The organism is Streptococcus sp. ST16 (assembly GCF_046098135.1).
Taxonomy (GTDB): Bacteria; Bacillota; Bacilli; order Lactobacillales; family Streptococcaceae; genus Streptococcus.
The window spans coordinates 199,509-220,964 of record NZ_JBJUSE010000001.1; the positions used below are offsets into that span (position 1 = coordinate 199,509).

25 protein-coding genes are annotated in these 21,456 nt (G+C 41.0%); 13 read left to right on the plus strand and 12 right to left on the minus strand.

The annotated features are described in order from the left end of the window. Positions 1-325: 325 nt before the first annotated feature. A complete protein-coding gene (locus ACIY14_RS00990; protein ID WP_409001221.1) occupies positions 326-559 on the plus strand; it encodes a hypothetical protein in 234 nt (77 codons plus the stop codon). A 165-nt stretch (positions 560-724) separates the two neighbouring features. After that, entirely contained in the window at positions 725-1,192 is a 468-nt protein-coding gene (locus ACIY14_RS00995; protein ID WP_409001222.1) for an 8-oxo-dGTP diphosphatase, read from the plus strand. Here the strand turns inward: ACIY14_RS00995 and ACIY14_RS01000 are convergent. The 5 genes from ACIY14_RS01000 to coaB form a co-directional block, all read right to left on the minus strand. Continuing rightward, a complete protein-coding gene (locus tag ACIY14_RS01000) occupies positions 1,189-1,704 on the minus strand; it encodes a transcription repressor NadR (RefSeq protein WP_033629698.1) in 516 nt (171 codons plus the stop codon). The genes ACIY14_RS00995 and ACIY14_RS01000 overlap by 4 nt on opposite strands. Before the next feature lie 11 nt (positions 1,705-1,715). Beyond that, complete coding sequence (locus ACIY14_RS01005) at positions 1,716-2,243, minus strand: ECF transporter S component (protein ID WP_220106878.1); 528 nt, start codon at positions 2,241-2,243, stop codon at positions 1,716-1,718. Positions 2,244-2,422: 179 nt separating this feature from the next. Then, on the minus strand, positions 2,423-2,986 hold the full coding sequence (locus ACIY14_RS01010) for an ECF transporter S component (RefSeq protein WP_001042727.1): 564 nt from the start codon (positions 2,984-2,986) through the stop codon (positions 2,423-2,425). Beyond that, positions 2,970-3,521, minus strand: a complete 552-nt coding sequence (gene coaC / locus ACIY14_RS01015) for a phosphopantothenoylcysteine decarboxylase (RefSeq protein WP_409001223.1) — start codon at positions 3,519-3,521, stop codon at positions 2,970-2,972. Before coaC ends, ACIY14_RS01010 begins: the two co-directional genes overlap by 17 nt. A gap of 11 nt (positions 3,522-3,532) precedes the next feature. After that, on the minus strand, positions 3,533-4,222 hold the full coding sequence (gene coaB / locus ACIY14_RS01020) for a phosphopantothenate--cysteine ligase (protein ID WP_409001224.1): 690 nt from the start codon (positions 4,220-4,222) through the stop codon (positions 3,533-3,535). A 231-nt stretch (positions 4,223-4,453) separates the two neighbouring features. On the opposite strand from coaB, the gene ACIY14_RS01025 reads away from it, so the two are divergent. The 4 genes from ACIY14_RS01025 (at position 4,454) to radC (ending at position 9,811) form a co-directional block, all read left to right on the plus strand. Then, positions 4,454-6,124 (plus strand): formate--tetrahydrofolate ligase, encoded by a 1,671-nt coding sequence (locus ACIY14_RS01025; RefSeq protein ID WP_409001225.1) that lies wholly within the window; start codon positions 4,454-4,456, stop codon positions 6,122-6,124. Between the two features lie 71 nt (positions 6,125-6,195). Continuing rightward, on the plus strand, positions 6,196-6,708 hold the full coding sequence (locus tag ACIY14_RS01030; protein ID WP_409001226.1) for a GNAT family N-acetyltransferase: 513 nt from the start codon (positions 6,196-6,198) through the stop codon (positions 6,706-6,708). 88 nt (positions 6,709-6,796) lie between these two features. Then, positions 6,797-9,088 (plus strand): DNA helicase PcrA, encoded by a 2,292-nt coding sequence (pcrA, locus tag ACIY14_RS01035; RefSeq protein WP_409001227.1) that lies wholly within the window; start codon positions 6,797-6,799, stop codon positions 9,086-9,088. A 42-nt stretch (positions 9,089-9,130) separates the two neighbouring features. Continuing rightward, the gene (radC, locus tag ACIY14_RS01040; RefSeq protein ID WP_409001228.1) at positions 9,131-9,811 is read left to right on the plus strand and encodes a RadC family protein; all 681 of its coding nucleotides are present in this window, start codon (positions 9,131-9,133) and stop codon (positions 9,809-9,811) included. Here radC and ACIY14_RS01045 read toward each other — a convergent pair. From ACIY14_RS01045 to ACIY14_RS01075, 7 genes are all read right to left on the minus strand, one after another. Continuing rightward, positions 9,808-10,497 carry a gamma-glutamyl-gamma-aminobutyrate hydrolase family protein gene (locus tag ACIY14_RS01045; RefSeq protein WP_409001229.1) on the minus strand — a complete coding sequence of 230 codons (690 nt, stop codon included), beginning with the start codon at positions 10,495-10,497 and terminating at the stop codon, positions 9,808-9,810. The two genes, radC and ACIY14_RS01045, sit on opposite strands and share 4 nt — an antisense overlap. Positions 10,498-10,512: 15 nt before the next feature. After that, positions 10,513-11,154 carry a redox-sensing transcriptional repressor Rex gene (locus ACIY14_RS01050; protein ID WP_409001230.1) on the minus strand — a complete coding sequence of 214 codons (642 nt, stop codon included), beginning with the start codon at positions 11,152-11,154 and terminating at the stop codon, positions 10,513-10,515. Positions 11,155-11,247: 93 nt separating this feature from the next. After that, entirely contained in the window at positions 11,248-11,451 is a 204-nt protein-coding gene (locus ACIY14_RS01055; RefSeq protein ID WP_025169551.1) for a DUF4649 family protein, read from the minus strand. Between the two features lie 6 nt (positions 11,452-11,457). Beyond that, positions 11,458-11,805: a DUF1831 domain-containing protein gene (locus ACIY14_RS01060; RefSeq protein WP_000863519.1), complete on the minus strand. Its 348-nt coding sequence runs from the start codon at positions 11,803-11,805 to the stop codon at positions 11,458-11,460. Between the two features lie 4 nt (positions 11,806-11,809). After that, positions 11,810-12,925: a cysteine desulfurase family protein gene (locus ACIY14_RS01065; RefSeq protein ID WP_409001231.1), complete on the minus strand. Its 1,116-nt coding sequence runs from the start codon at positions 12,923-12,925 to the stop codon at positions 11,810-11,812. A gap of 9 nt (positions 12,926-12,934) precedes the next feature. Next, positions 12,935-13,894, minus strand: a complete 960-nt coding sequence (locus ACIY14_RS01070) for a ribose-phosphate diphosphokinase (protein WP_409001232.1) — start codon at positions 13,892-13,894, stop codon at positions 12,935-12,937. Positions 13,895-14,005: 111 nt separating this feature from the next. Next, on the minus strand, positions 14,006-14,575 hold the full coding sequence (locus ACIY14_RS01075) for a CYTH domain-containing protein (RefSeq protein WP_409001233.1): 570 nt from the start codon (positions 14,573-14,575) through the stop codon (positions 14,006-14,008). Between the two features lie 128 nt (positions 14,576-14,703). Here ACIY14_RS01075 and ACIY14_RS01080 point away from each other — a divergent pair, with 128 nt between their 5' ends. From ACIY14_RS01080 to vicK, 7 genes are all read left to right on the plus strand, one after another. Continuing rightward, complete coding sequence (locus ACIY14_RS01080; protein ID WP_000151551.1) at positions 14,704-15,375, plus strand: GTP pyrophosphokinase family protein; 672 nt, start codon at positions 14,704-14,706, stop codon at positions 15,373-15,375. Next, complete coding sequence (locus tag ACIY14_RS01085) at positions 15,359-16,177, plus strand: NAD kinase (protein WP_000799063.1); 819 nt, start codon at positions 15,359-15,361, stop codon at positions 16,175-16,177. The genes ACIY14_RS01080 and ACIY14_RS01085 overlap by 17 nt, the downstream gene beginning before the upstream one ends. Then, entirely contained in the window at positions 16,174-17,070 is an 897-nt protein-coding gene (locus ACIY14_RS01090; protein ID WP_409001234.1) for an RluA family pseudouridine synthase, read from the plus strand. Before ACIY14_RS01085 ends, ACIY14_RS01090 begins: the two co-directional genes overlap by 4 nt. A 43-nt stretch (positions 17,071-17,113) precedes the next feature. Then, positions 17,114-18,088 (plus strand): phosphate acetyltransferase, encoded by a 975-nt coding sequence (gene pta / locus ACIY14_RS01095; RefSeq protein WP_268720308.1) that lies wholly within the window; start codon positions 17,114-17,116, stop codon positions 18,086-18,088. An 82-nt stretch (positions 18,089-18,170) separates the two neighbouring features. Further along, positions 18,171-19,346, plus strand: coding sequence for an A/G-specific adenine glycosylase (gene mutY, locus ACIY14_RS01100; protein ID WP_409001235.1), 1,176 nt, complete (start codon positions 18,171-18,173; stop codon positions 19,344-19,346). Positions 19,347-19,405: 59 nt separating this feature from the next. After that, positions 19,406-20,113 (plus strand): response regulator YycF, encoded by a 708-nt coding sequence (gene yycF / locus ACIY14_RS01105; RefSeq protein ID WP_409001236.1) that lies wholly within the window; start codon positions 19,406-19,408, stop codon positions 20,111-20,113. Next, positions 20,106-21,455 (plus strand): cell wall metabolism sensor histidine kinase VicK, encoded by a 1,350-nt coding sequence (gene vicK, locus ACIY14_RS01110; protein ID WP_409001237.1) that lies wholly within the window; start codon positions 20,106-20,108, stop codon positions 21,453-21,455. Before yycF ends, vicK begins: the two co-directional genes overlap by 8 nt. Position 21,456 lies beyond the last annotated feature (1 nt).

A 21,456-nucleotide genomic window follows, 5' to 3' on the forward strand; every position in this document is an offset into this window, starting at 1 on the left:
AGTTTCTTCAAAATGTGTAGTTGACTCCTTGTTTATAATAATGAAAAAACGATAAAAAATGAATCAAAAAAAATCAAACACAAAAAAGAATCTCTCAAGGAAAGAAAGTTTTCAGCTTTGGCTAGATTCTCATCAATTTTTAGGCTTCTTCTTAGTACTTGGTCTAATCTTAGGAATAGGCTTAGGTGTTACTCTAATTTTCGAAAGCCTTCCTATTCCTTCACCATACAGAGATATCAACTATAGTTTTCCAATATATATAAATCTTTTTTGCCTGGTATATCAATTCTTTGACTATTGGTTCCTAGACTTGTCTAGGAGAAGGATGACAATAAAAAGGTATGCGGATTTATTTATCTATCTTAATAGTATCGGTTTACTAGTTCATCTATTTTTAGGAGTTGGTGGGAAAAATAGTAAAGGGATTTTACCATCTCTCTTATCACTAGATTATCGCTATATCTGGTTTCCTATCGCAGCTTATATGCTATTCTTTTTCTTGGGATTGGTCATTTTACTTCTTGCTAAACATTTAGAAAGGAAGAAATTGAAGAAATGATTGTAATGTCTCTTTCACCTATTCTTGCCCATATAGGCCATTATATATAATTATCACTGTCAGAGTATCTTATCATAATACCATGACTTAGTTAATGCTTTTATCGTGAAATCCAAAAAAATACAACGAAGATACATTTTAATAACTTAGAAAGCGAGCAAATCTATGTCCCGTGCCCAAGCAACCATTTTAACCAACATCTGTCTAATCGAAGATCTAGAAAATAAGCGAGTAGTCATGCAATATCGCTCTCCTGAAAACAATCGCTGGTCTGGCTATGCCTTTCCAGGAGGTCATGTTGAGAATGGCGAGGCCTTTGCCGAGTCTGTCATTCGTGAAATATACGAAGAAACTGGTTTGACCATTCAGAATCCCCAACTGGTCGGTATTAAAAATTGGCCCTTAGATACAGGTGAGCGCTACATCGTCGTTTGCTATAAGGCGACAGAGTTTACTGGAAATCTCCAATCCTCAGAGGAAGGAGAGGTATCTTGGGTGCAAAAAGACCAGATTCCAAACTTGGATCTGGCCTATGATATGTTGCCTTTGATGGAAATGATGGAAGCACCTGACAAGTCTGAATTTTTCTACCGTCATCGTACAGATGATGGCTGGGAGAAAGAAATTTTCTAGTCTTTTACCAAATAACCTAACTGATCCAAGGCCTCCTCAATATAGTGGAGGTCTTGTTGTGTCTCGGCTTCAACAAGGTGGTAATGGATGCCGTCTGTCAATTCAGAAAGGGGTCTAAAGTCTGAATTCTCGACTTGTTCCAGAAAGTGCTGGACATCTCGGCGACAGGTGAGTTTGAGATGGGTTTCAATTTCACCATAAACGGGATGATCGATTAAGATATTTTGAACGCGTCCGCCATTATCTACAATGGCTAGAAGTTCCTGACCGATTTCTTCCAGTTCATGTTTCACTTTAAAGAGTTTGTGAACGTAGGGGCTGGCATCATTTTCTTTGTAGATATAACCACGATTGGTGGATAGGATAGGAGCCCCATCTGCTCGGAGAATAGCGATATCCTGTACAATGACTTGGCGCGTAACATGAAAGTGCTCAGCCAAGGTTTGACCATTGAGAGCTTTTGGTGCCTCTTTTAACAGTTTGAGAAGAGCTTGTTTGCGATCCTTTGTCATAGTTTTTCCTTTTAGCGACGTTTTCGAAGCACTTTATAGACAGCTAGTGCTAATGTATAGTCTACCATACTATGAACGATTGTGCCAAAACCAACTAGGACAAAGAGAACATAAAACATATTTTCAACGTTTGTCCCTGAAGTAGCATAAAAGATGATACAAGCTAGTACTTCAGCGATAGCATGAACAACACCCAAAACAAAGTTAAAAATCCAAGATGCCTTTGGTTTATCCAAGGTTTCAGGGAATTTTTTTAAGTAAAATGCTCCCAAAATACCAAAAACGATGTGAGAAAAGGCGCGCAGAACGATAACCATAGGGTAGCCTGCCATCAGGAAGCCGAGACTAGAAGCAATAATCACAAAAGCAGCCATCAAAGGTGATAGGAACATGGCAATAAAGATGGGGATATGACTTCCCAAGGTGTAAGAAGCCGGTGGGATAACGATTTTAAAAGGCATAATGATTGGAATCAAAATCGCGATTGCTGTGAGCAGGGCAGTCATGGTCATAAACTGCGTTTTTTTCCGTATATCCATAAGAACCTCCATTTATCTGTATATACACAAGTATAGTACAATAAATAATCAGTTAAGTCAAGAAGCATTAGTGATTTTTAATGGATATTTGGTTAAAATATGGTAAAGCATACTAGAAACTTAATTCTTATGTTTTAAATGCTAAACTCCACCTTCAGGACGAAAGTGGAGTTGTTTTTTTATTTCTTCAAGGTTTCGAGACGTGGGACAATTGCTACTGTTAGAACGGCAGAGATGACAAGCTCGGCAATTGAGTTTGTAGAAATAACTGTTGCCAGGAGTTTTTGGATATTGCCGTCGAAGACATTTCCAAAAAGGAAGAAGATTCCCCCAAGGACAAAGACGGTGTTGGTAAGGGAACCGAGAGCACCAGCAAAGATGAGACCCGTTCTGTTTTTTAATAATTTATAAACCAAGTAAGGTGTCAGACCAATCAAAACGCGAGGGACAATAGCGATAATCGCAGAATAAATGTTTCCGTTCGGTACGAATGGAGAGAAGAGGTAGCTAGTTGGAAGGATGGTAATCGTGTTTACCGTTAAGCTCAATAGCCCCATAAGAAAACCAAGTGTAACTCCAACTCGAGGACCATAAATAATGCTGGCAATAATGACCGGAATATGAACGATAGTTGGTTTGATTGGAAATGGGAAAAGGTTAAATAGGAGAGAAGTTAAAAAGTGGATAACGAGCATAACTGCAAAAAAGATAGCAATTGGAGCAATGTTAGAGCGTTTGTTCATTGAGGGTTTCCTTTATTCTTTCTAAAATAGTATTCAGGTCAGCTAGGGCGCCTTTGCCGTGATCGCCACAGGCTAGTAGAGATTCCTTTGGAGAGATAATCTGATAACCATAGGTCTCTAATGTTTTTAGATTAGCCTGGGTTGCCGGATGGTCATACATTTTTGTATTCATGGCTGGTGCGACTAACTTTTTGACGTGGTCTGGCAGGGCAAGCGCTGTGCTTGTCACCATGTTGTCAGCAAATCCGTGGGCTAACTTTGCGATGGTATTAGCAGTAGCGGGTGCAACGATAAAAAGATCAGTTCTTTTACCTAGTTCGATATGATTGACTTGATCAGGATAGGGTTCCTTCATGACATCAAGGTGAACTGGATTCTGTGAGAGAACCTGTAGTGTCAACGGTTGGATAAACTCTCTCGCTGCCTCAGTCATTAAGACAGTGACATGATGGCCTTGTTTCTTCAAGGAACTGATCAGGTCAGCTGATTTATATGAGGCAATGGAACCAGTCACTGCGATGAGAATATTTGCCATGGCTTTCCTTTCTATGAATCGTATGCTTGAATTTTTTCAAGGAGGAGTTCAGCAATTTCCTCTTTGGTTTGAACAGTTTGGAGTTGCTCTTTTTCAACAAAGATTGCATGATGCTGATTTGCTGAGATTTGAGTCAGGTCATTTGCAATGATTAAGTCTGCTTGGTTCTTGATAAGGCTTTTTCTAGCAATTTCTATGAGATAATCTTCAGAGACATCAACCAACAGTTTGAAACCAATCAGATGAATAGCTGGATTCCATTCCTTGACTAGAGAGATGATTTTGGGTGTTTTTTTCAGGAATAAAACCTGAACCTCGTCAGTTGAAGAAATCTTAGCTTGATGATTTTGCTTATTTAAAAATTCTTCTAAATTAGAGCTAGCCTGGACCTCCCCCAGCCCCGTCATATAAACAGGAGTATAGTCTGATACAGCCATTGAGTGGATTAAGACCTGATAATCCTTAACAAGTTCTTGCATCACAACTAGAAGGTCGTTGGTATTGTTAATTTCTCGAATGATTAGATTAGGATGAGCTTCTGGCTTCAAAGCTCGTTTTGTCGTTATCAAACAAACCTCATGACCAGCAGCAAGTAGGGCTTCGGTGATGATTTTCCCCAAGCGACCAGTCGAGTGATTAGTGATAGAGCGGACGCTATCGATTGCTTCACTGGTACCGCCTGACGTAACTAAAATTTTCATAGGACTATTATACCAAAAAATAAAATAGAATCAAAAGAAAGCGTTTGTTTTTTTATCTAATTTTCCAGCAAGATTATAGTTTTTGGCTATAAAAACTTATAAAAAGTAAAAAAGACGACTAAAATCGGCCTTAAAACTTTATGTTTATAAACTTTACTAAGCTTTTTGTATGTGAAAAAACTTTTTTTGTGTTATAATGAGTTATCATATTAGAGGTTAGAGGAGTTTGCTATGAAAACAGATATTGAAATCGCACAGAGCATTGAGTTAAAGCCAATCGTGGATGTTGTGGAGAAACTTGGGATTTCTTACGATGATTTGGAGTTGTACGGAAAGTACAAGGCTAAGCTCAGCTTTGATAAAATTCGTGCGGTTGAGAGCAATCCAGTTGGAAAATTGATCTTGGTAACTGCCATTAACCCAACACCTGCTGGTGAGGGGAAATCAACTATTACCATTGGTCTTGCGGATGCCTTGAACAAGATTGGCAAGAAAACGATGATTGCCATTCGCGAACCGTCACTTGGTCCAGTAATGGGGATTAAGGGTGGTGCTGCAGGAGGTGGTTATGCCCAAGTGTTGCCAATGGAAGACATCAACCTTCACTTTACTGGGGATATGCATGCCATTACAACTGCCAACAATGCTCTTTCTGCCTTGATTGACAATCACCTGCACCAAGGGAATGAGTTGGGAATCGACCAACGTCGTATCCTCTGGAAACGTGTTGTAGACTTGAACGACCGCGCACTTCGTCATGTGACCGTTGGACTTGGTGGTCCTCTAAATGGTATTCCTCGTGAGGATGGCTTTGACATTACCGTCGCTTCTGAAATCATGGCCATTCTTTGCTTGGCGACTGATATTGAAGATTTGAAACGTCGTTTGGCGAATATTGTTATCGGATATCGCTATGACCGTACACCAGTTTCTGTTGGTGATTTGCAGGTTGAGGGTGCTTTGGCATTGATTTTGAAGGATGCTATTAAGCCAAATCTCGTTCAGACAATTTACGGAACGCCTGCCTTTGTACACGGTGGTCCATTTGCTAATATCGCTCATGGATGTAACTCAGTCTTGGCAACAAGCACAGCCCTTCGTTTGGCTGACTATACTGTTACTGAAGCTGGTTTTGGTGCAGACCTTGGTGCTGAGAAATTCCTTGATATCAAGACACCAAACTTGCCAACATCTCCAGATGCTGTTGTCATCGTCGCAACCCTCCGTGCCCTTAAGATGAATGGTGGTGTAGCTAAGGACGCTCTTACAGAGAAAAATGTGGAGGCGATCCGTGCTGGTTTTGCTAATTTAAAACGCCACGTTGAGAACATCCGTAAGTTTGGTATTCCAGCAGTTGTTGCGATTAATGAATTTGTCTCTGATACAGAAGCTGAAATCGCAGCCTTGAAGGAACTTTGTGCCTCAATCGATGTTCCAGTTGAGTTGGCTAGTGTCTGGGCTGACGGTGCAGAAGGTGGAGTAGCTCTTGCTGAAACGCTTGTCAAGACGATTGCTGAAACACCAGTTAACTATAAACGTTTGTATGACAATGACCTTTCTGTCCAAGAAAAGATTGAAAAGATTGTTACAGAGATCTACCGTGGTAGCAAAGTGAACTTTGAGAAGAAAGCCCAAACGCAAATTGCCCAAATTGTTCAGAATGGTTGGGACAAATTGCCAATCTGTATGGCTAAAACTCAATATAGTTTCTCAGACAATCCAAATGCACTTGGGGCACCAGAAAACTTTGAAATTACCATTCGTGAGTTGGTACCAAAACTAGGCGCAGGCTTTATTGTAGCCCTTACTGGCGATGTCATGACTATGCCAGGTCTTCCAAAACGTCCAGCCGCTCTCAATATGGATGTTGAAAGTGACGGAACCGTTCTAGGATTGTTCTAATAGTTTAATTGAATTCAAATGAGTTTGGAAAAGCTATCCAAGCTCATTTTCGATTTTAGAGAGAGGAATATATGCCAAAGATTCGAACAGTAAGGGAGTCTGATATTCCAGACCTGCTTGCTATTTATGCTCCTTATGTCCTTAATACAGCCATTACATTTGAATATGAGGTGTCAAGTGTTGAAGAATTTCAAATAAGAATCCAAAAGACCTTGCTTAAGTATCCTTATCTAGTGCTAGAGGAAGAAGGCAAAATTTTGGGATATGCCTATGCTTCCACCTATTATGATAGGAGAGCTTATGATTGGTCAGTTGAAGTGTCAATTTACTTGCATCAAGAAGCCGAAGGTCGAGGGTTAGGGAGTCTACTCTATGACTGTCTGGAGGAAGAACTAGTGTCTAGGGGTTACTTACGCTTCTTAGCTTGTATCGCTTTGCCAAATGATAGGAGCATTTTTCTTCACCGAAAGAGTGGCTATGAACAAGTGGCTCATTTCCCTAAGATAGGCTATAAGTTTGGAAAATGGCATGATATCGTTTGGATGCAAAAGTCATTGACTCCTCCTGATGATATGAAAGAGTAGAATTCCACACGCAACCAGTCTAGGTAAAGATATTTTCCCTGATTTCTGATATAATAGAAACATTGACTTCAAGAGTAAGGAAGAGAAAATGAACGCATTATTGAATGGAATGAATGACCGTCAGGCTGAGGCGGTGCAAACGACTGAAGGCCCCTTGTTAATCATGGCGGGGGCTGGTTCTGGGAAGACTCGTGTTTTAACTCACAGAATCGCCTACTTGATTGATGAAAAGATGGTCAATCCTTGGAATATCTTGGCCATTACCTTTACCAATAAGGCTGCGCGTGAGATGAAGGAGCGTGCCTATAGCCTTAATCCAGCTACTCAGGACTGTCTGATTGCGACCTTTCACTCCATGTGTGTTCGTATCCTACGTCGTGATGCGGATCATATTGGCTACAATCGGAACTTCACCATTGTAGATCCAGGAGAGCAACGAACTCTCATGAAACGCATTCTTAAGCAATTAAACTTGGATCCTAAAAAATGGAATGAACGGACTATTTTGGGAACCATTTCCAATGCTAAGAATGACCTGATTGATGATGTGGCTTATGCTGCCCAAGCTGGAGATATGTACACACAAATTGTGGCTCAATGTTATACAGCCTATCAAAAGGAGCTTCGTCAGTCTGAGTCCGTTGACTTTGATGATTTGATTATGCTGACCTTGCGTCTCTTTGATCAGAATCCTGACGTTCTGACCTACTATCAGCAGAAGTTCCAGTACATTCACGTTGATGAGTACCAAGATACCAACCATGCCCAGTACCAACTGGTCAAACTCTTGGCTTCACGCTTTAAAAACATCTGCGTGGTCGGTGATGCAGACCAATCTATCTACGGTTGGCGTGGGGCTGATATGCAGAATATCTTGGATTTTGAGAAAGATTACCCTAACGCCAAGGTCGTTTTGTTAGAGGAGAATTATCGTTCAACTAAAACCATTCTTCAAGCAGCAAACGATGTCATCAAAAATAATAAAAACCGCCGTCCTAAGAATCTCTGGACCCAGAATGCGGATGGGGAGCAAATCGTCTACTACAGAGCCAACGATGAACAAGATGAGGCTGTTTTTGTAGCCAAAACCATCGATGAACTTGGTCGCAGCCAAAACTTCCTTCACAAAGACTTTGCAGTTCTTTATCGGACTAACGCCCAGTCTCGTACTATTGAGGAAGCCCTGCTCAAGTCCAATATTCCGTATACTATGGTTGGAGGGACTAAGTTCTACAGTCGTAAGGAAATCCGAGATATTATCGCCTATCTTAATCTCATTGCCAATTTGAGTGATAATATCAGTTTTGAGCGCATTATTAACGAACCTAAACGCGGAATCGGCCCAGGAACCGTTGAGAAAATTCGCGATTTTGCGAATATGCAAGACATGTCTATGCTGGATGCTTCAGCTAATATCATGCTGTCTGGCATCAAAGGTAAAGCAGCCCAGTCTATCTGGGATTTTGCCAATATGATTCTGGATTTGCGGGAGCAACTGGATCAATTAACCATCACCGAGCTAGTGGAAGCTGTTCTAGAAAAAACAGGTTATGTCGATAATCTTAATGCTCAGGCAACCTTGGAAAGCAAGGCACGGGTTGAAAACATCGAAGAGTTCCTATCTGTTACTAAGAATTTTGACGACAATCCTGATAGTCAAGAAGAGGCAACAGGTTTAGATAAACTCAGTCGTTTCTTGAATGACTTGGCCTTGATTGCTGATACGGACTCTGGCAGTCAGGAGACATCTGAAGTAACCTTGATGACCTTGCACGCTGCTAAGGGACTCGAGTTCCCAGTTGTCTTTATCATTGGGATGGAGGAGAATGTCTTTCCGCTTAGCCGCGCAGCTGAGGATCCTGATGAACTGGAAGAAGAACGCCGTTTGGCCTATGTAGGTATCACGCGCGCGGAGAAAATCCTCTATCTAACCAATGCCAACTCTCGCTTGCTTTTCGGTCGTACCAATTATAACCGTCCAACACGTTTCATCAATGAAATTAGTTCGGACTTGCTTGAATATCAAGGCTTGGCTCGTCCGGCAAATACTAGTTTCAAGGCTTCGTATAGCAGTGGTGGAATTGCTTTTGGACAAGGTATGAGCTTAGCCCAGGCCCTTCAAAAACGGAAACGAAATGCTGCACCAAGCTCTATCCAGTCAAGCGGTCTCCCGTTTGGACAGTTTGCAGCCGGAAATAAAAAAGATTCGACTGATACAAGTTGGTCTATTGGGGATATTGTTCTCCACAAGAAGTGGGGAGAGGGAACGGTCCTTGAAGTTTTAGGTAGCGGTGCTACGCAGGAATTGAAAATCAATTTCCCAAAAGTAGGGCTGAAAAAACTCCTAGCCAGCGTTGCCCCAATTGAGAAAAAAATCTAATTTTTCATCCTCCTCACGAATAATAAAGTGAGGAGGATTTTTATGTACAGTATTTCATTCCAAGAAGATTCACTCTTGCCTAGAGAAAGACTAGTTAAAGAAGGAGTAGAGGCTCTGAGCAATCAAGAATTGCTAGCTATACTACTCAGAACTGGAACACGTCATGCCAACGTTTTTGAAATAGCCCAAAAAGTCTTGAATAGTCTGACTAGTCTAACTGATTTGAAAAAAATGACCCTGCAGGAATTGCAGAGTCTGTCTGGTATTGGACGGATTAAAGCCATTGAATTACAAGCAGTGATTGAACTGGGGCATCGTATTCACAAACATGAAACCCTTGAGATGGAAAGTATTCTCAGCAGTCAAAAGCTAGCCAAGAAAATGCAACAGGAACTTGGCGACAAAAAACAAGAGCACCTAGTGGCGCTCTATCTCAATACTCAAAATCAAATCATCCATCAGCAAACTATTTTTATCGGCTCTGCGACACGCAGTATTGCTGAACCGAGGGAAATCCTTCACTATGCTTTGAAGCATATGGCAACTTCTGTGATTCTCGTTCACAATCATCCATCCGGTGCTGTATCTCCTAGTCGAAATGATGACCATGTCACTAAGCTAGTGAAGGAAGCTTGCGAACTGATGGGAATCGTTTTCTTAGACCACCTAATTGTCTCGCACTCGGATTACTTTAGTTACCGTGAAAAGACAGATTTAATCTAGAGTTCGTTAACAACATAGTCAAATAGTGTTTTATCCTTGGGGCGGTTTTCAAAGAGAAATTCAGGATGCCATTGAACACCAAGATAAGGGAAGCCGTCCGTAGTTGTCACAGCCTCAATTATTCCATCTTTAGGATCATGTGCTACAACCTTTAAATTGGGGGCTAGATCCTTAATACTCTGGTGATGGAAGGAATTGATATGCGAGATTTCTCCATAGATTTCTCGGAGAATTGTATCAGGCTCAGTCACGAGGCGTTGGGTCGTGTATTCGGCTGAACAGTCCTGCCAATGATCCTCGATATCTTGGTGAAGCGTGCCCCCCATAGCGACGTTGAAGAGCTGGGTACCTCGACAAACAGAGAAAATTGGTTTCTTCTGCTTGATGGCTTCTCTGATAAGGGCTAATTCAAATTCATCTCTTTGAAGATGGTAGTCATCACTGTCAATTGTTTTAGGCTGGCCATAGAATTTTGGATCAACATTTTGCCCACCTGTTAGGATGAGTTTGTCAATCATAGCGACGTAATGGCTTGCCATTTCTTGATCACCAATCGGTAGGATGATTGGAATTCCGCCAGCATCCTTGACTCCTTCAACAAAGCCTTTCGCTGCATAGCTCATCATGATGTCATCATCTGGATGAGTTTTTTCATTTCCTGTAATCCCAATAACTGGTTTTTTCATAAATGCTTTCGCTTTCTAATCCTCTTTACGCATAAAATAGAGGAGAGTTTGGAGTTCGCTTGTTAAATCAACATACTGAACGACCACATCTTTTGGGAGGTGAAGGTGAACAGGGGAAAAGCTGAGAATACCTTTTATACCTGCATCAACCAAAAGATTGGCAACTTCTTGTGATTGAACACTTGGAACTGTTAGGATAGCAGTTTTGACATCTGCTTCTTTGATTTTTTCTTTAATCTGTGAGATACCATAGATTGGAATTCCATCAGGTGTCTGGGTTCCAACTTCTGGATGGTCATCTAGGTCAAATGCCATGATGATTTTCATCTTGTTACGCTCATGGAAGCGATAGTGGAGAAGGGCATGCCCCATATTCCCAATTCCAACCAACATAACATTGGTAATGGAGTTATCATTAAGGAGGTCAGCAAAAAAAGTCATCAGTTTTTTAACATCATAACCAAAACCACGACGACCTAGTTCGCCAAAATAGGAAAAATCACGACGAACAGTCGCAGAATCGATACCGATAGCCTCTGCAATTTGCTTGGAGTTGGCACGTTCGATTTTCTCGGCATGAAATCTCTTGAAAATTCGATAGTAGAGAGAGAGTCTTTTTGCTGTTGCTTTTGGAATAGCAGACTGTTTATCTTTCACAAAACCACAACCTTTCTATTCTTCTATTTTATAGAAACATTGTGAAAAAATCAACAAAAACAAGAAAAAACTAAGAAAATCTTAGTTTTAGTCTTAAAAATTAGCTTGTGATAGAAAACGGTAGAGATCTCCGACCAATCCTTGATAGATAACTTTATCATCAAAGGTTAATGAGGTAACTAGGAATGTATCTGGAAGAGTTACACAACCTGATAGAGATAACATAAGCTCTTCGTAATCCTTATATTCAAGTGTACGTTCTACGTGATAGTTATCTTGATAGGTAAGTCGATACATAGCCAATTATCTTTCTTCTTTTGTGAAGATTCCGCGTTCTACAAGGCTGTCCATGAGGAAGTAGAATTTCTCTTGGTGAATATGATGGTCTTCTGATTTAAAGATATTCACCAAACGAAGGCCAGATTTGTCAGTGATGTTGAGTTTAGCACCTGTAAGGTCTTTATTGATGATGATTTTTAGGTTGAAGCCTTCGCCGCTGTTAGGTACTTTCTCAAGCAGACGAGTTAGTTCGAAGTTTCCAACTTTTGTTTCAAAGAAAGTATTGTCTTTGAGCGTGAATTTTTTGACAGATGGGCTAAGTGTATAGTCGTAGCGGCAGTTTTGTAGTTTAATGGTTTTTTCGAATGCCATTAGATTAATCTCCAATAATATTTTTTAAGGTTTGTGCGAGTTGTTTCAGTTCTTCCTCGGTATTAAGTGGAGACAGACTGATACGGACAGATTCTGTTAAACGATGAGAATCAGGCCCATAAAGAGCTTCAAGTACATGACTGGTTTGCACGACACCAGCAGTACAAGCCGAACCGGTAGAAATTGAAATTCCTTCAAGGTCTAACTGGAGTAAGAGCAAATCATTTTTTTGACCAGGAAAGCCAATGTTGATAACATAAGGAAGCTGGTGGTTGCTTTCATTGAGATAGTATTCTAGATCTGCAATCTCATCTAGAAAAGCAGATTTTAATCCCTCTAGTTTTTGGTAATGTTCAGCTTGCTGCTCTAAGTCCTCTTTGAGAGCAGCGACCATGCCTACAATGGCAGCAAGATTTTCTGTTCCAGCTCGTTTTTTTTGTTCTTGGTCTCCACCGTGAAGGTAGGAATCAAAGTCCGCGGAAGAAGCATAAAGAAAGCCGACTCCTTTTGGTCCATGGAATTTGTGGGCAGAAGCGCTGAGGAAATCAATTCCCAATTCCTCAGGATGGATAGGAAGTTTCCCGATAGCTTGAACAGCATCTACATGATAAGCCGCAGGATGCTCTTTTAAAACACGTCCAATCTCAGCGATAGGTAAGAGACTGCCCGTTTCATTATTAGCATACATAGTGGAAACGAGAATGGTATCGTCACGTAAAGCTTCTTGAATTTGCTGGGCAGTTATTTCTTGATTTACTGGTTGGATGATACTCGCTTCAAAACCAAAATGTTGCACCAGATAATCGATAGTCTCAAGCACAGAATGGTGTTCAATAGCTGTCGTGATGATATGTTTTCCATTTTTTTGATGACGGAGACAATAGCCGATAATAGCTGTATTGTTGCTTTCTGTACCACCAGATGTGAAAAAGATATGTTGAGATTTTGTCCCCAATAACTGGGCTAGTTCCTGACGGGCTTCTCGCAAGAGCTTGCCAGCCTGTCGACCATGACTATGAATACTAGAAGGATTACCATGGGTTTCTTGCATGACCTTGGTCATTTCTGAAATAGCAACTGCTGACATAGGAGTCGTTGCAGCATTGTCCAAATAAATCAAAGAATCACCTTATTCCTTTTTATTATATGCAAAGAGTGGGCTAACTGGTTTTCTTTCATGGATGCGGACGATAGCATCTCCGATTAACTCGCTAGCAGTAATGTAGCATACATTTTCAGGAGTTCTTTCTTTAGTTGCTACTGAATCTGTCACAAGGATTTCTTTGATGTTTGTAGCATCAAGGAGGTCTGCTGCACCTTCAACAAATAAACCGTGACTAGAAACTGCATAAATCTCAGTTGCGCCTTCACGTTCAACGATTTTGGCTGCTTCAGAGAAAGTACGACCAGTATTTAGAATATCGTCAATTAAGATAGCCTTCTTGCCTTTGACATCCCCAATGATATAGCCTTCGTTACGATTAGAATCGTCTTGGGCGTAGTCAATGATAGCGATAGGGGCATCAAGGTATTCAGCCAAACTACGAGCACGTTTAACACCAGAGTTCTTTGGACTAACAACAACAACATCAGAGCCAAGAAGTCCTTTATCACAGTAGTGCTTAGCAAATAGAGGAACAGTATAAAGATTGTCTACAGGAATGTCAAAGAAACCTTGGACCTGAACAGCGTGGAGGTCAAGCGTTAGAACACGGCTTACACCAGCCTTGACAAGCATATTGGCAACCAATTTTGCAGTGAGGGGTTCGCGAGAAGAAGCGATACGATCCTGACGAGCATAACCAAAGTAAGGAAGGACAACGTTGATACTATGAGCACTTGCACGAACACAAGCATCAACCATGATTAATAATTCCATCAAGTGGTTGCTAACGGGGTAGCTGGTTGACTGGATGATGTAAACATCGTAACCACGAACACTTTCTTCGATGTTGACCTGGATTTCACCATCAGAAAATTGACGAGAGGATAATTTCCCGAGAGGTACACCAACTGTATCCGCAATCTTTTGAGCGATTTCTGGGTTAGAGTTTAGGGTGAAAAGTTTCATGTTGTTTCTATCTGACATTATAGACCGTCCTCTGTAAACTTTGTGAATCTCCTTTGAGAAAGTTTTGTTTTTCAAAGCAAGATTCTTTTATTTTTATCTTTTCTATTCTACCAAAAAAAGGAGATTATTTCAGCTTTTTTTCATGCTTTTAATAAAACGAATTAATTTTGATGGAGCTTTCTGATAAGTTATGTGATTTTCATCTAAAAATTTCCGAAAATCGGCTTTCCCTTTTTCATGGTCTGTGACTTCAAGCTCGAGTTCATAGTCCGTTTGGTCAAAGTAGTGACTTTCATCTAAGGCCATTAAGCCAATTTCTGTTTTCGTTTCATAACGAAGAGTCGAAAGGCAGCCTAAAACAAGCCAATCATGGCTTTCGATGCCAATCTTAGCGAGCTTCTCTAGAACGAGCCCTTGAGGTAGTTTTAGTTTTTCTAGATATGATTCAGCTTCTGGAAGAGTTAGTTTCTGATTGTATTCCATATTTCCTACAGTTTGAGGTACTTTCAAGGTCAATTCCGCCCAATCTGCAAAAGTGCGAATGCGCATGGCAACCTTCTTTTCACGCAATTGGAAATCTGGTGTGTCAATGTAGTAGTTTTTCTGAAGGACGGGTTGGATATGGGAAAACTGCTTTTTTAGATGATCATAGTCCTCTTTTTTCAGAAGTGTTTTCAATTCTATTTCTAAATGTTTCATTTTTTCAACCTTTTCTATATCTTTGAAAGCGATTTATGGTATAATGGACAATGTATTTATTGTATACGAATGTACTGAAAAAATCAAAGATTTTCGACAGAGCAATCAAACATTACAAGGGAGAAAGTATGACCATAGAATGGGAAGAATTTTTAGATCCTTACATTCAGGCTGTTGGTGAATTGAAGATTAAACTTCGAGGAATTCGCAAACAGTATCGTAAGCAAAACAAGCATTCTCCGATTGAGTTTGTAACGGGTCGTGTCAAACCGATTGAAAGTATCAAAGAGAAGATGGCTCGTCGAGGAATTACTTATGCAAATCTAGAACATGATCTGCAAGATATTGCTGGTTTACGTGTCATGGTTCAGTTTGTTGATGACGTTAAAGAAGTGGTTGAGATTCTACGTAAACGCCAAGATATGAGAATCGTTCAGGAACGAGACTATATCACTCATCGTAAGGCTTCAGGTTATCGTTCTTATCACGTGGTTGTTGAGTACACGGTTGATACGATCAACGGGGCTAAGACGATTTTGGCGGAAATTCAAATACGGACGTTAGCCATGAATTTCTGGGCTACGATTGAACACTCGCTCAATTATAAATACCAGGGCGATTTTCCAGAAGAAATCAGGAAAAGACTGGAAATTACAGCGAAAATAGCTTATCAACTGGATGAAGAAATGGGTAAGATTCGTGACGATATACAGGAAGCGCAGGCTCTCTTTGATCCATTGAGCAGAAAACTAAACGATGGTGTAGGAAATAGTGACGATACAGATGAAGAATACAGGTAAACGAGTTGACCTCATAGCAAATAGAAAGCCGCAGAGTCAGAAGGTTTTGCATGAGCTGAGGGAAAAACTAAAGAAACAACATTTTATACTGAACGATACCAATCCCGACATCGTGATTTCGATTGGTGGCGATGGGATGCTTTTGTCTGCCTTTCACAAGTATGAGAATCAGTTAGACAAAGTTCGATTCGTAGGTGTTCATACAGGGCATTTGGGATTTTACACAGATTATCGTGATTTTGAGTTGGATCAGTTGGTGACTAATCTTCTGCTAGACACTGGCGCCAAGGTTTCTTATCCAGTTTTGAATGTCAAGGTAACGCTTGAAAATGGAGAAGTGAAAATCTTCCGAGCTTTAAATGAAGCGAGCATCCGTCGATCAGATCGCACCATGGTTGCGGATATCATCATTAACCACGTTCCGTTCGAGCGATTTCGTGGAGATGGAGTGACTGTTTCAACGCCGACGGGAAGTACTGCCTACAACAAGTCCTTGGGTGGAGCTGTCTTGCATCCTACCATTGAAGCCTTGCAGTTGACGGAGATAGCGAGTCTTAACAACCGAGTCTATCGCACTCTGGGATCATCAATCATTATTCCCAAAAAAGATAAGATTGAGCTCTTACCAACACGCAATGATTACCACACCATATCAGTCGATAACAGCGTCTATTCATTCCGTAATATCGAACGGATTGAGTATCAAATCGACCATCACAAGATTCACTTCGTAGCGACTCCAAGCCACACTAGTTTCTGGAATCGTGTCAAAGATGCCTTCATTGGCGAGGTGGATGAATGAGGTTCGAATTTATCGCAGATGAGCACGTCAAAGTCAAAACTTTCCTCAAGAAACATGAGGTTTCCAAGGGACTTTTGGCTAAGATTAAGTTTCGAGGTGGGGCTATTCTGGTCAATGGTCAACCTCAAAATGCAACTTATCTCTTAGATGTTGGAGACAGGGTGACCATTGATATTCCAGCGGAGGAAGGCTTTGAAACGTTGGAAGCAATTGAGCGGCCACTGGATATTCTCTATGAGGATGACCATTTTCTGGTTTTGAATAAACCTTATGGAGTAGCTTCCATCCCCAGTGTCAATCATTCTAATACCATTGCGAATTTTATCAAGGGCTACTATGTTAAGCAAGAATATGAAAACCAGCAGGTTCACATCGTGACTAGGCTTGATAGAGATACTTCTGGTTTGATGCTTTTTGCCAAGCACGGCTACGCTCATGCACGTTTAGACAAGCAGTTGCAACGAAAGTCTATCGAGAAACGCTACTTTGCTTTGGTTAAAGGAGCTGGTGTTTTGGAGCCTGAAGGGGAAATTATCGCCCCGATTGCGCGTGATGAAGACTCCATTATCACGAGACGGGTTGCCAAAGGTGGGAAATACGCTCATACATCTTACAAAGTTGTAGCGTCTTATGGAAATATTCACCTAGTCGATATTCGCCTGCATACTGGACGAACTCATCAGATCCGAGTGCATTTTTCTCATATTGGTTTTCCTTTGTTGGGAGACGATCTCTATGGAGGAAGCTTAGACGATGGGATTCAACGTCAGGCTCTGCATTGTCATTATTTATCTTTTTACCATCCTTTTCTAGAGCAAGATTTGCAACTAGAAAATCCCTTACCGGATGATTTCAGCAATCTTATTACTCAGTTATCAACTAATACTCTTTAAACACTATTTGGAGTATAATTTATTTTCTTAAAGGAGAAAACTCATGGAAGTTTTTGAAAATCTTAAAGCCAACCTGGTTGGCAAAAATGCTCGTATCGTTCTCCCTGAAGGGGAAGAGCCACGTATTCTTCAAGCAACAAAACGCTTGGTAAAAGAAACAGAAGTAATTCCTGTTTTGCTTGGAAACCCAGAAAAAATCAAAATTTATCTTGAAATAGAAGGGATCATGGATGGTTATGAAGTAATTGATCCCCAACACTATCCTCAATTTGAAGAAATGGTTGCTGCTTTAGTAGAGCGTCGTAAGGGCAAAATGACTGAAGAAGAAGCGCGCAAAGTTTTGGTTGAAGATGTCAACTACTTTGGTGTGATGCTAGTCTACTTGGGCTTGGTTGACGGTATGGTATCTGGTGCGATTCATTCAACCGCTTCAACAGTTCGCCCGGCCCTTCAAATTATCAAAACGCGTCCAAATGTTACTCGTACTTCAGGTGCCTTCCTTATGGTACGTGGTACGGAACGGTACCTATTTGGGGACTGTGCTATCAATATCAATCCAGATGCAGAAGCCTTGGCTGAAATTGCGATCAATTCAGCAATCACAGCTAAGATGTTTGGTATTGAGCCTAAAATTGCTATGCTAAGCTATTCTACTAAAGGTTCAGGATTTGGTGCAAGTGTTGATAAGGTCGTAGAAGCGACTAAAATCGCTCATGATTTGCGTCCAGACCTTGAGATTGATGGTGAGTTGCAATTTGATGCAGCCTTCCACCCTGAAACTGCAGCATTGAAAGCTCCAGGAAGTAACGTTGCTGGGCAAGCAACTGTCTTTATCTTCCCTGGTATCGAAGCAGGAAATATTGGCTACAAGATTGCAGAACGTCTTGGTGGCTTCGCGGCTGTAGGTCCAGTTCTACAAGGTTTGAACAAACCGGTTAACGACCTTTCTCGTGGATGTAATGCCGATGATGTTTACAAGTTGACCCTTATCACAGCAGCTCAAGCAGTTCATCAATAAGATTTAGTCCTCTTTCCCATGGAAAGAGGCTTTTTAGTACTGAGAAAAGGACAGCTAGAAGCTTCTATGTTATACTAGATATATGTTAGATTTGAAAAAATACGGTATCGTCATGTGGCCGGAGGAGAAGATCATTTCTTTTCGTGAGAAACTCCTCAACTGGTATGATGAAAACAAAAGAGATTTACCTTGGCGGAGAAGTAAAAATCCTTATCACATCTGGGTATCTGAAATCATGCTCCAGCAGACCAGGGTGGATACAGTTATTCCCTATTATGAACGATTCTTGGACTGGTTTCCAACTGTTGAAAGTCTGGCGAATGCCCCTGAAGAGCGTCTGCTGAAGGCTTGGGAGGGATTGGGCTATTATTCTCGAGTACGCAATATGCAGGCTGCAGCTCAGCAGATTATATCTGACTTTGGTGGTCAATTCCCAAACACCCATGAAGGAATTTCTGGCCTGAAAGGGATTGGCCCCTATACTGCGGGAGCAATTTCCAGTATCGCTTTTAATTTACCCGAGCCAGCAGTTGATGGCAATGTCATGCGAGTTTTAGCGCGCTTGTTTGAGGTAAATTATGATATCGGAGTTCCCAGCAATCGCAAGATTTTCCAAGCTATTATGGAAATCTTGATTGACCCGAGACGACCAGGAGACTTTAACCAAGCTCTGATGGATTTAGGGTCCGACATAGAGGCCCCAGTTAATCCTAGACCAGAAGAAAGCCCTGTTAAGGAATTTAGCGCAGCCTATCAGAATGGGACCATGGATGTATATCCGATTAAAGAACCCAAGAAAAAGCCTCTCCCAATCTATCTCAAGGCTTTGGTTGTGCGCAATGACCGTGGTCAATATCTTCTTGAGAAAAATGAAAGTGAGAAACTACTAGCCGGTTTTTGGCATTTCCCACTGATTGAAGTTGAGGATTTCTACAGCGATGATAATCAACTAGATCTCTTTTCTCAAGTCAAAGAGGAAAGCAGAGCTTTTGGACCAAGCCCTCAAGAAAACTTTGAGCAGGATTATGATTTAGAAGTGAATTGGTCCCAGCAAGTATTTGACCAGGTAAAGCATGTATTTAGTCATCGGAAATGGCATATTCAAATCCTAGCAGGTCAAGTGACAGATTCGAAACAGTTTTCTGACAGAGAAATTCGCTGGGTTTCTCCTCAGGAGTTTTCTGATTATCCACTTGCTAAACCTCAACAAAAAATTTGGCAGGCTTATAAAGCAACTCTCAAAGATGAAGGCTTATAGTAGCCATTTGTGCCTTCTTTGCATTTTTTTGTTATAATAGATAGAGAAAAGGTGATAAAATGAAAAAAATATTAATTGTAGATGATGAGAAACCAATCTCAGATATTATTAAGTTTAATATGGCCAAGGAAGGTTATGAGGTTGTCACAGCCTTCAATGGTCGTGAAGCAATTGAGCTATTTGAAGCAGAGCAACCAGATATTATTATTCTAGACTTGATGCTCCCTGAAATTGATGGTTTAGAAGTTGCTAAAGCTATTCGTAAGACTAGTAGCGTGCCGATTATCATGCTATCAGCTAAGGATAGCGAGTTTGACAAGGTTATTGGTTTAGAGTTAGGTGCAGATGATTATGTTACAAAACCTTTCTCAAACCGTGAGTTGCAAGCACGTGTCAAGGCTCTGCTTCGTCGTACAGACCTAGTTTCTGTGGATAGCCAAGAGTCTGATGAGAAGAAGACGCAGCCCTTACAAATTGGTGATTTGGAAATCGTTCCAGATGCTTACGTGGCTAAGAAATATGGTGAGGAATTAGATTTGACCCACCGTGAGTTTGAACTCTTGTATCACTTGGCCTCTCATATTGGACAAGTGATTACGCGTGAACACTTGCTTGAGACTGTCTGGGGGTATGACTATTTTGGTGATGTTCGTACGGTGGACGTGACTATCCGACGTTTGCGTGAGAAAATTGAAGACACACCAAGCCGTCCAGAGTATATCCTCACACGTCGTGGTGTTGGCTACTATATGAAAAATAATGATTGAAGATATTAGACAAACTATTCTGACCAGTGATTTTATCTTTATCCTGATTTTACTTGGCTTTATCCTAGTGGTGACCTTGCTCTTGCTGGAAAACCGTCGCGATAACATCCGGTTAAAAGAGATAAATCAGAAGGTCAAGGATTTAATTGCAGGTGATTATTCTCAAGTTTTGGACTTGCAAGGTAGTACAGAGATCACCAACATCACCAATAATCTGAATGATTTGTCAGAAGTTATTCGTTTGACCCAAGAAAATCTGGAACAAGAGAGTAAAAGGTTGCATAGCATTCTCTCTTATATGACAGATGGTGTCCTTGCGACCAATCGCCGTGGCCAGATTACTATGATCAACGATATGGCCAAGAAACAGCTCGGTGTGCAGAAAGAAGATGTTCTGAATAAAAGCATTCTCGAATTGCTTAAGATAGAAGATGAGTATGAGTTGCGTGACCTGATTACGCAGATTCCTGAGTTGACGATTGACTCCCAGGATGCCAATGGTGAATATTTGAGCCTTCGTGTACGTTTTGCCCTTGTCCGTCGCGAGTCTGGGTTCATCTCTGGTTTGGTTGCTGTTTTACATGATACAACCGAGCAAGAGAAGGAAGAGCGTGAGCGGAGACTCTTTGTTTCGAACGTCAGTCATGAGTTGCGGACTCCTTTGACCAGTGTTAAATCGTATCTTGAAGCCTTGGATGAAGGAGCTCTGTATGATCCTGTCGCCCCTGATTTTATCAAGGTTTCACTCGATGAAACCAACCGTATGATGCGTATGGTGACAGATCTCTTGCATCTCTCTCGTATTGACAATGCGACTAGTAAACTGGATGTAGAGTTGATTAACTTTACAGCCTTCATCACCTTCATCCTCAACCGTTTTGATAAGATGAGAAATCAAGATGAAGAGAAAAAATATGAGCTAGTAAGAGATTATCCAATAACTTCAGTTTGGATTGAGATTGATACGGATAAGATGACCCAGGTGATTGATAATATTCTCAACAATGCTATCAAGTACTCGCCAGATGGTGGGAAGATTACGGTTAGCATGAAAACCACGGATGACCAGATGATTTTATCAATTTCTGACCAGGGTCTTGGGATTCCAAAACAAGATTTGCCTAAGATTTTTGACCGCTTTTACCGTGTGGATCGCGCAAGAAGTCGTGCTCAAGGTGGGACTGGTTTGGGTCTGGCTATCGCGAAAGAAATCATCAAACAACACAATGGTTTTATTTGGGCAAAAAGCGAATACGGTAAGGGCTCAACCTTTACCATAGTGCTCCCTTATGATAAGGATGCCGTAAAAGAAGAAATATGGGAGGACGAAATAGAAGACTAGA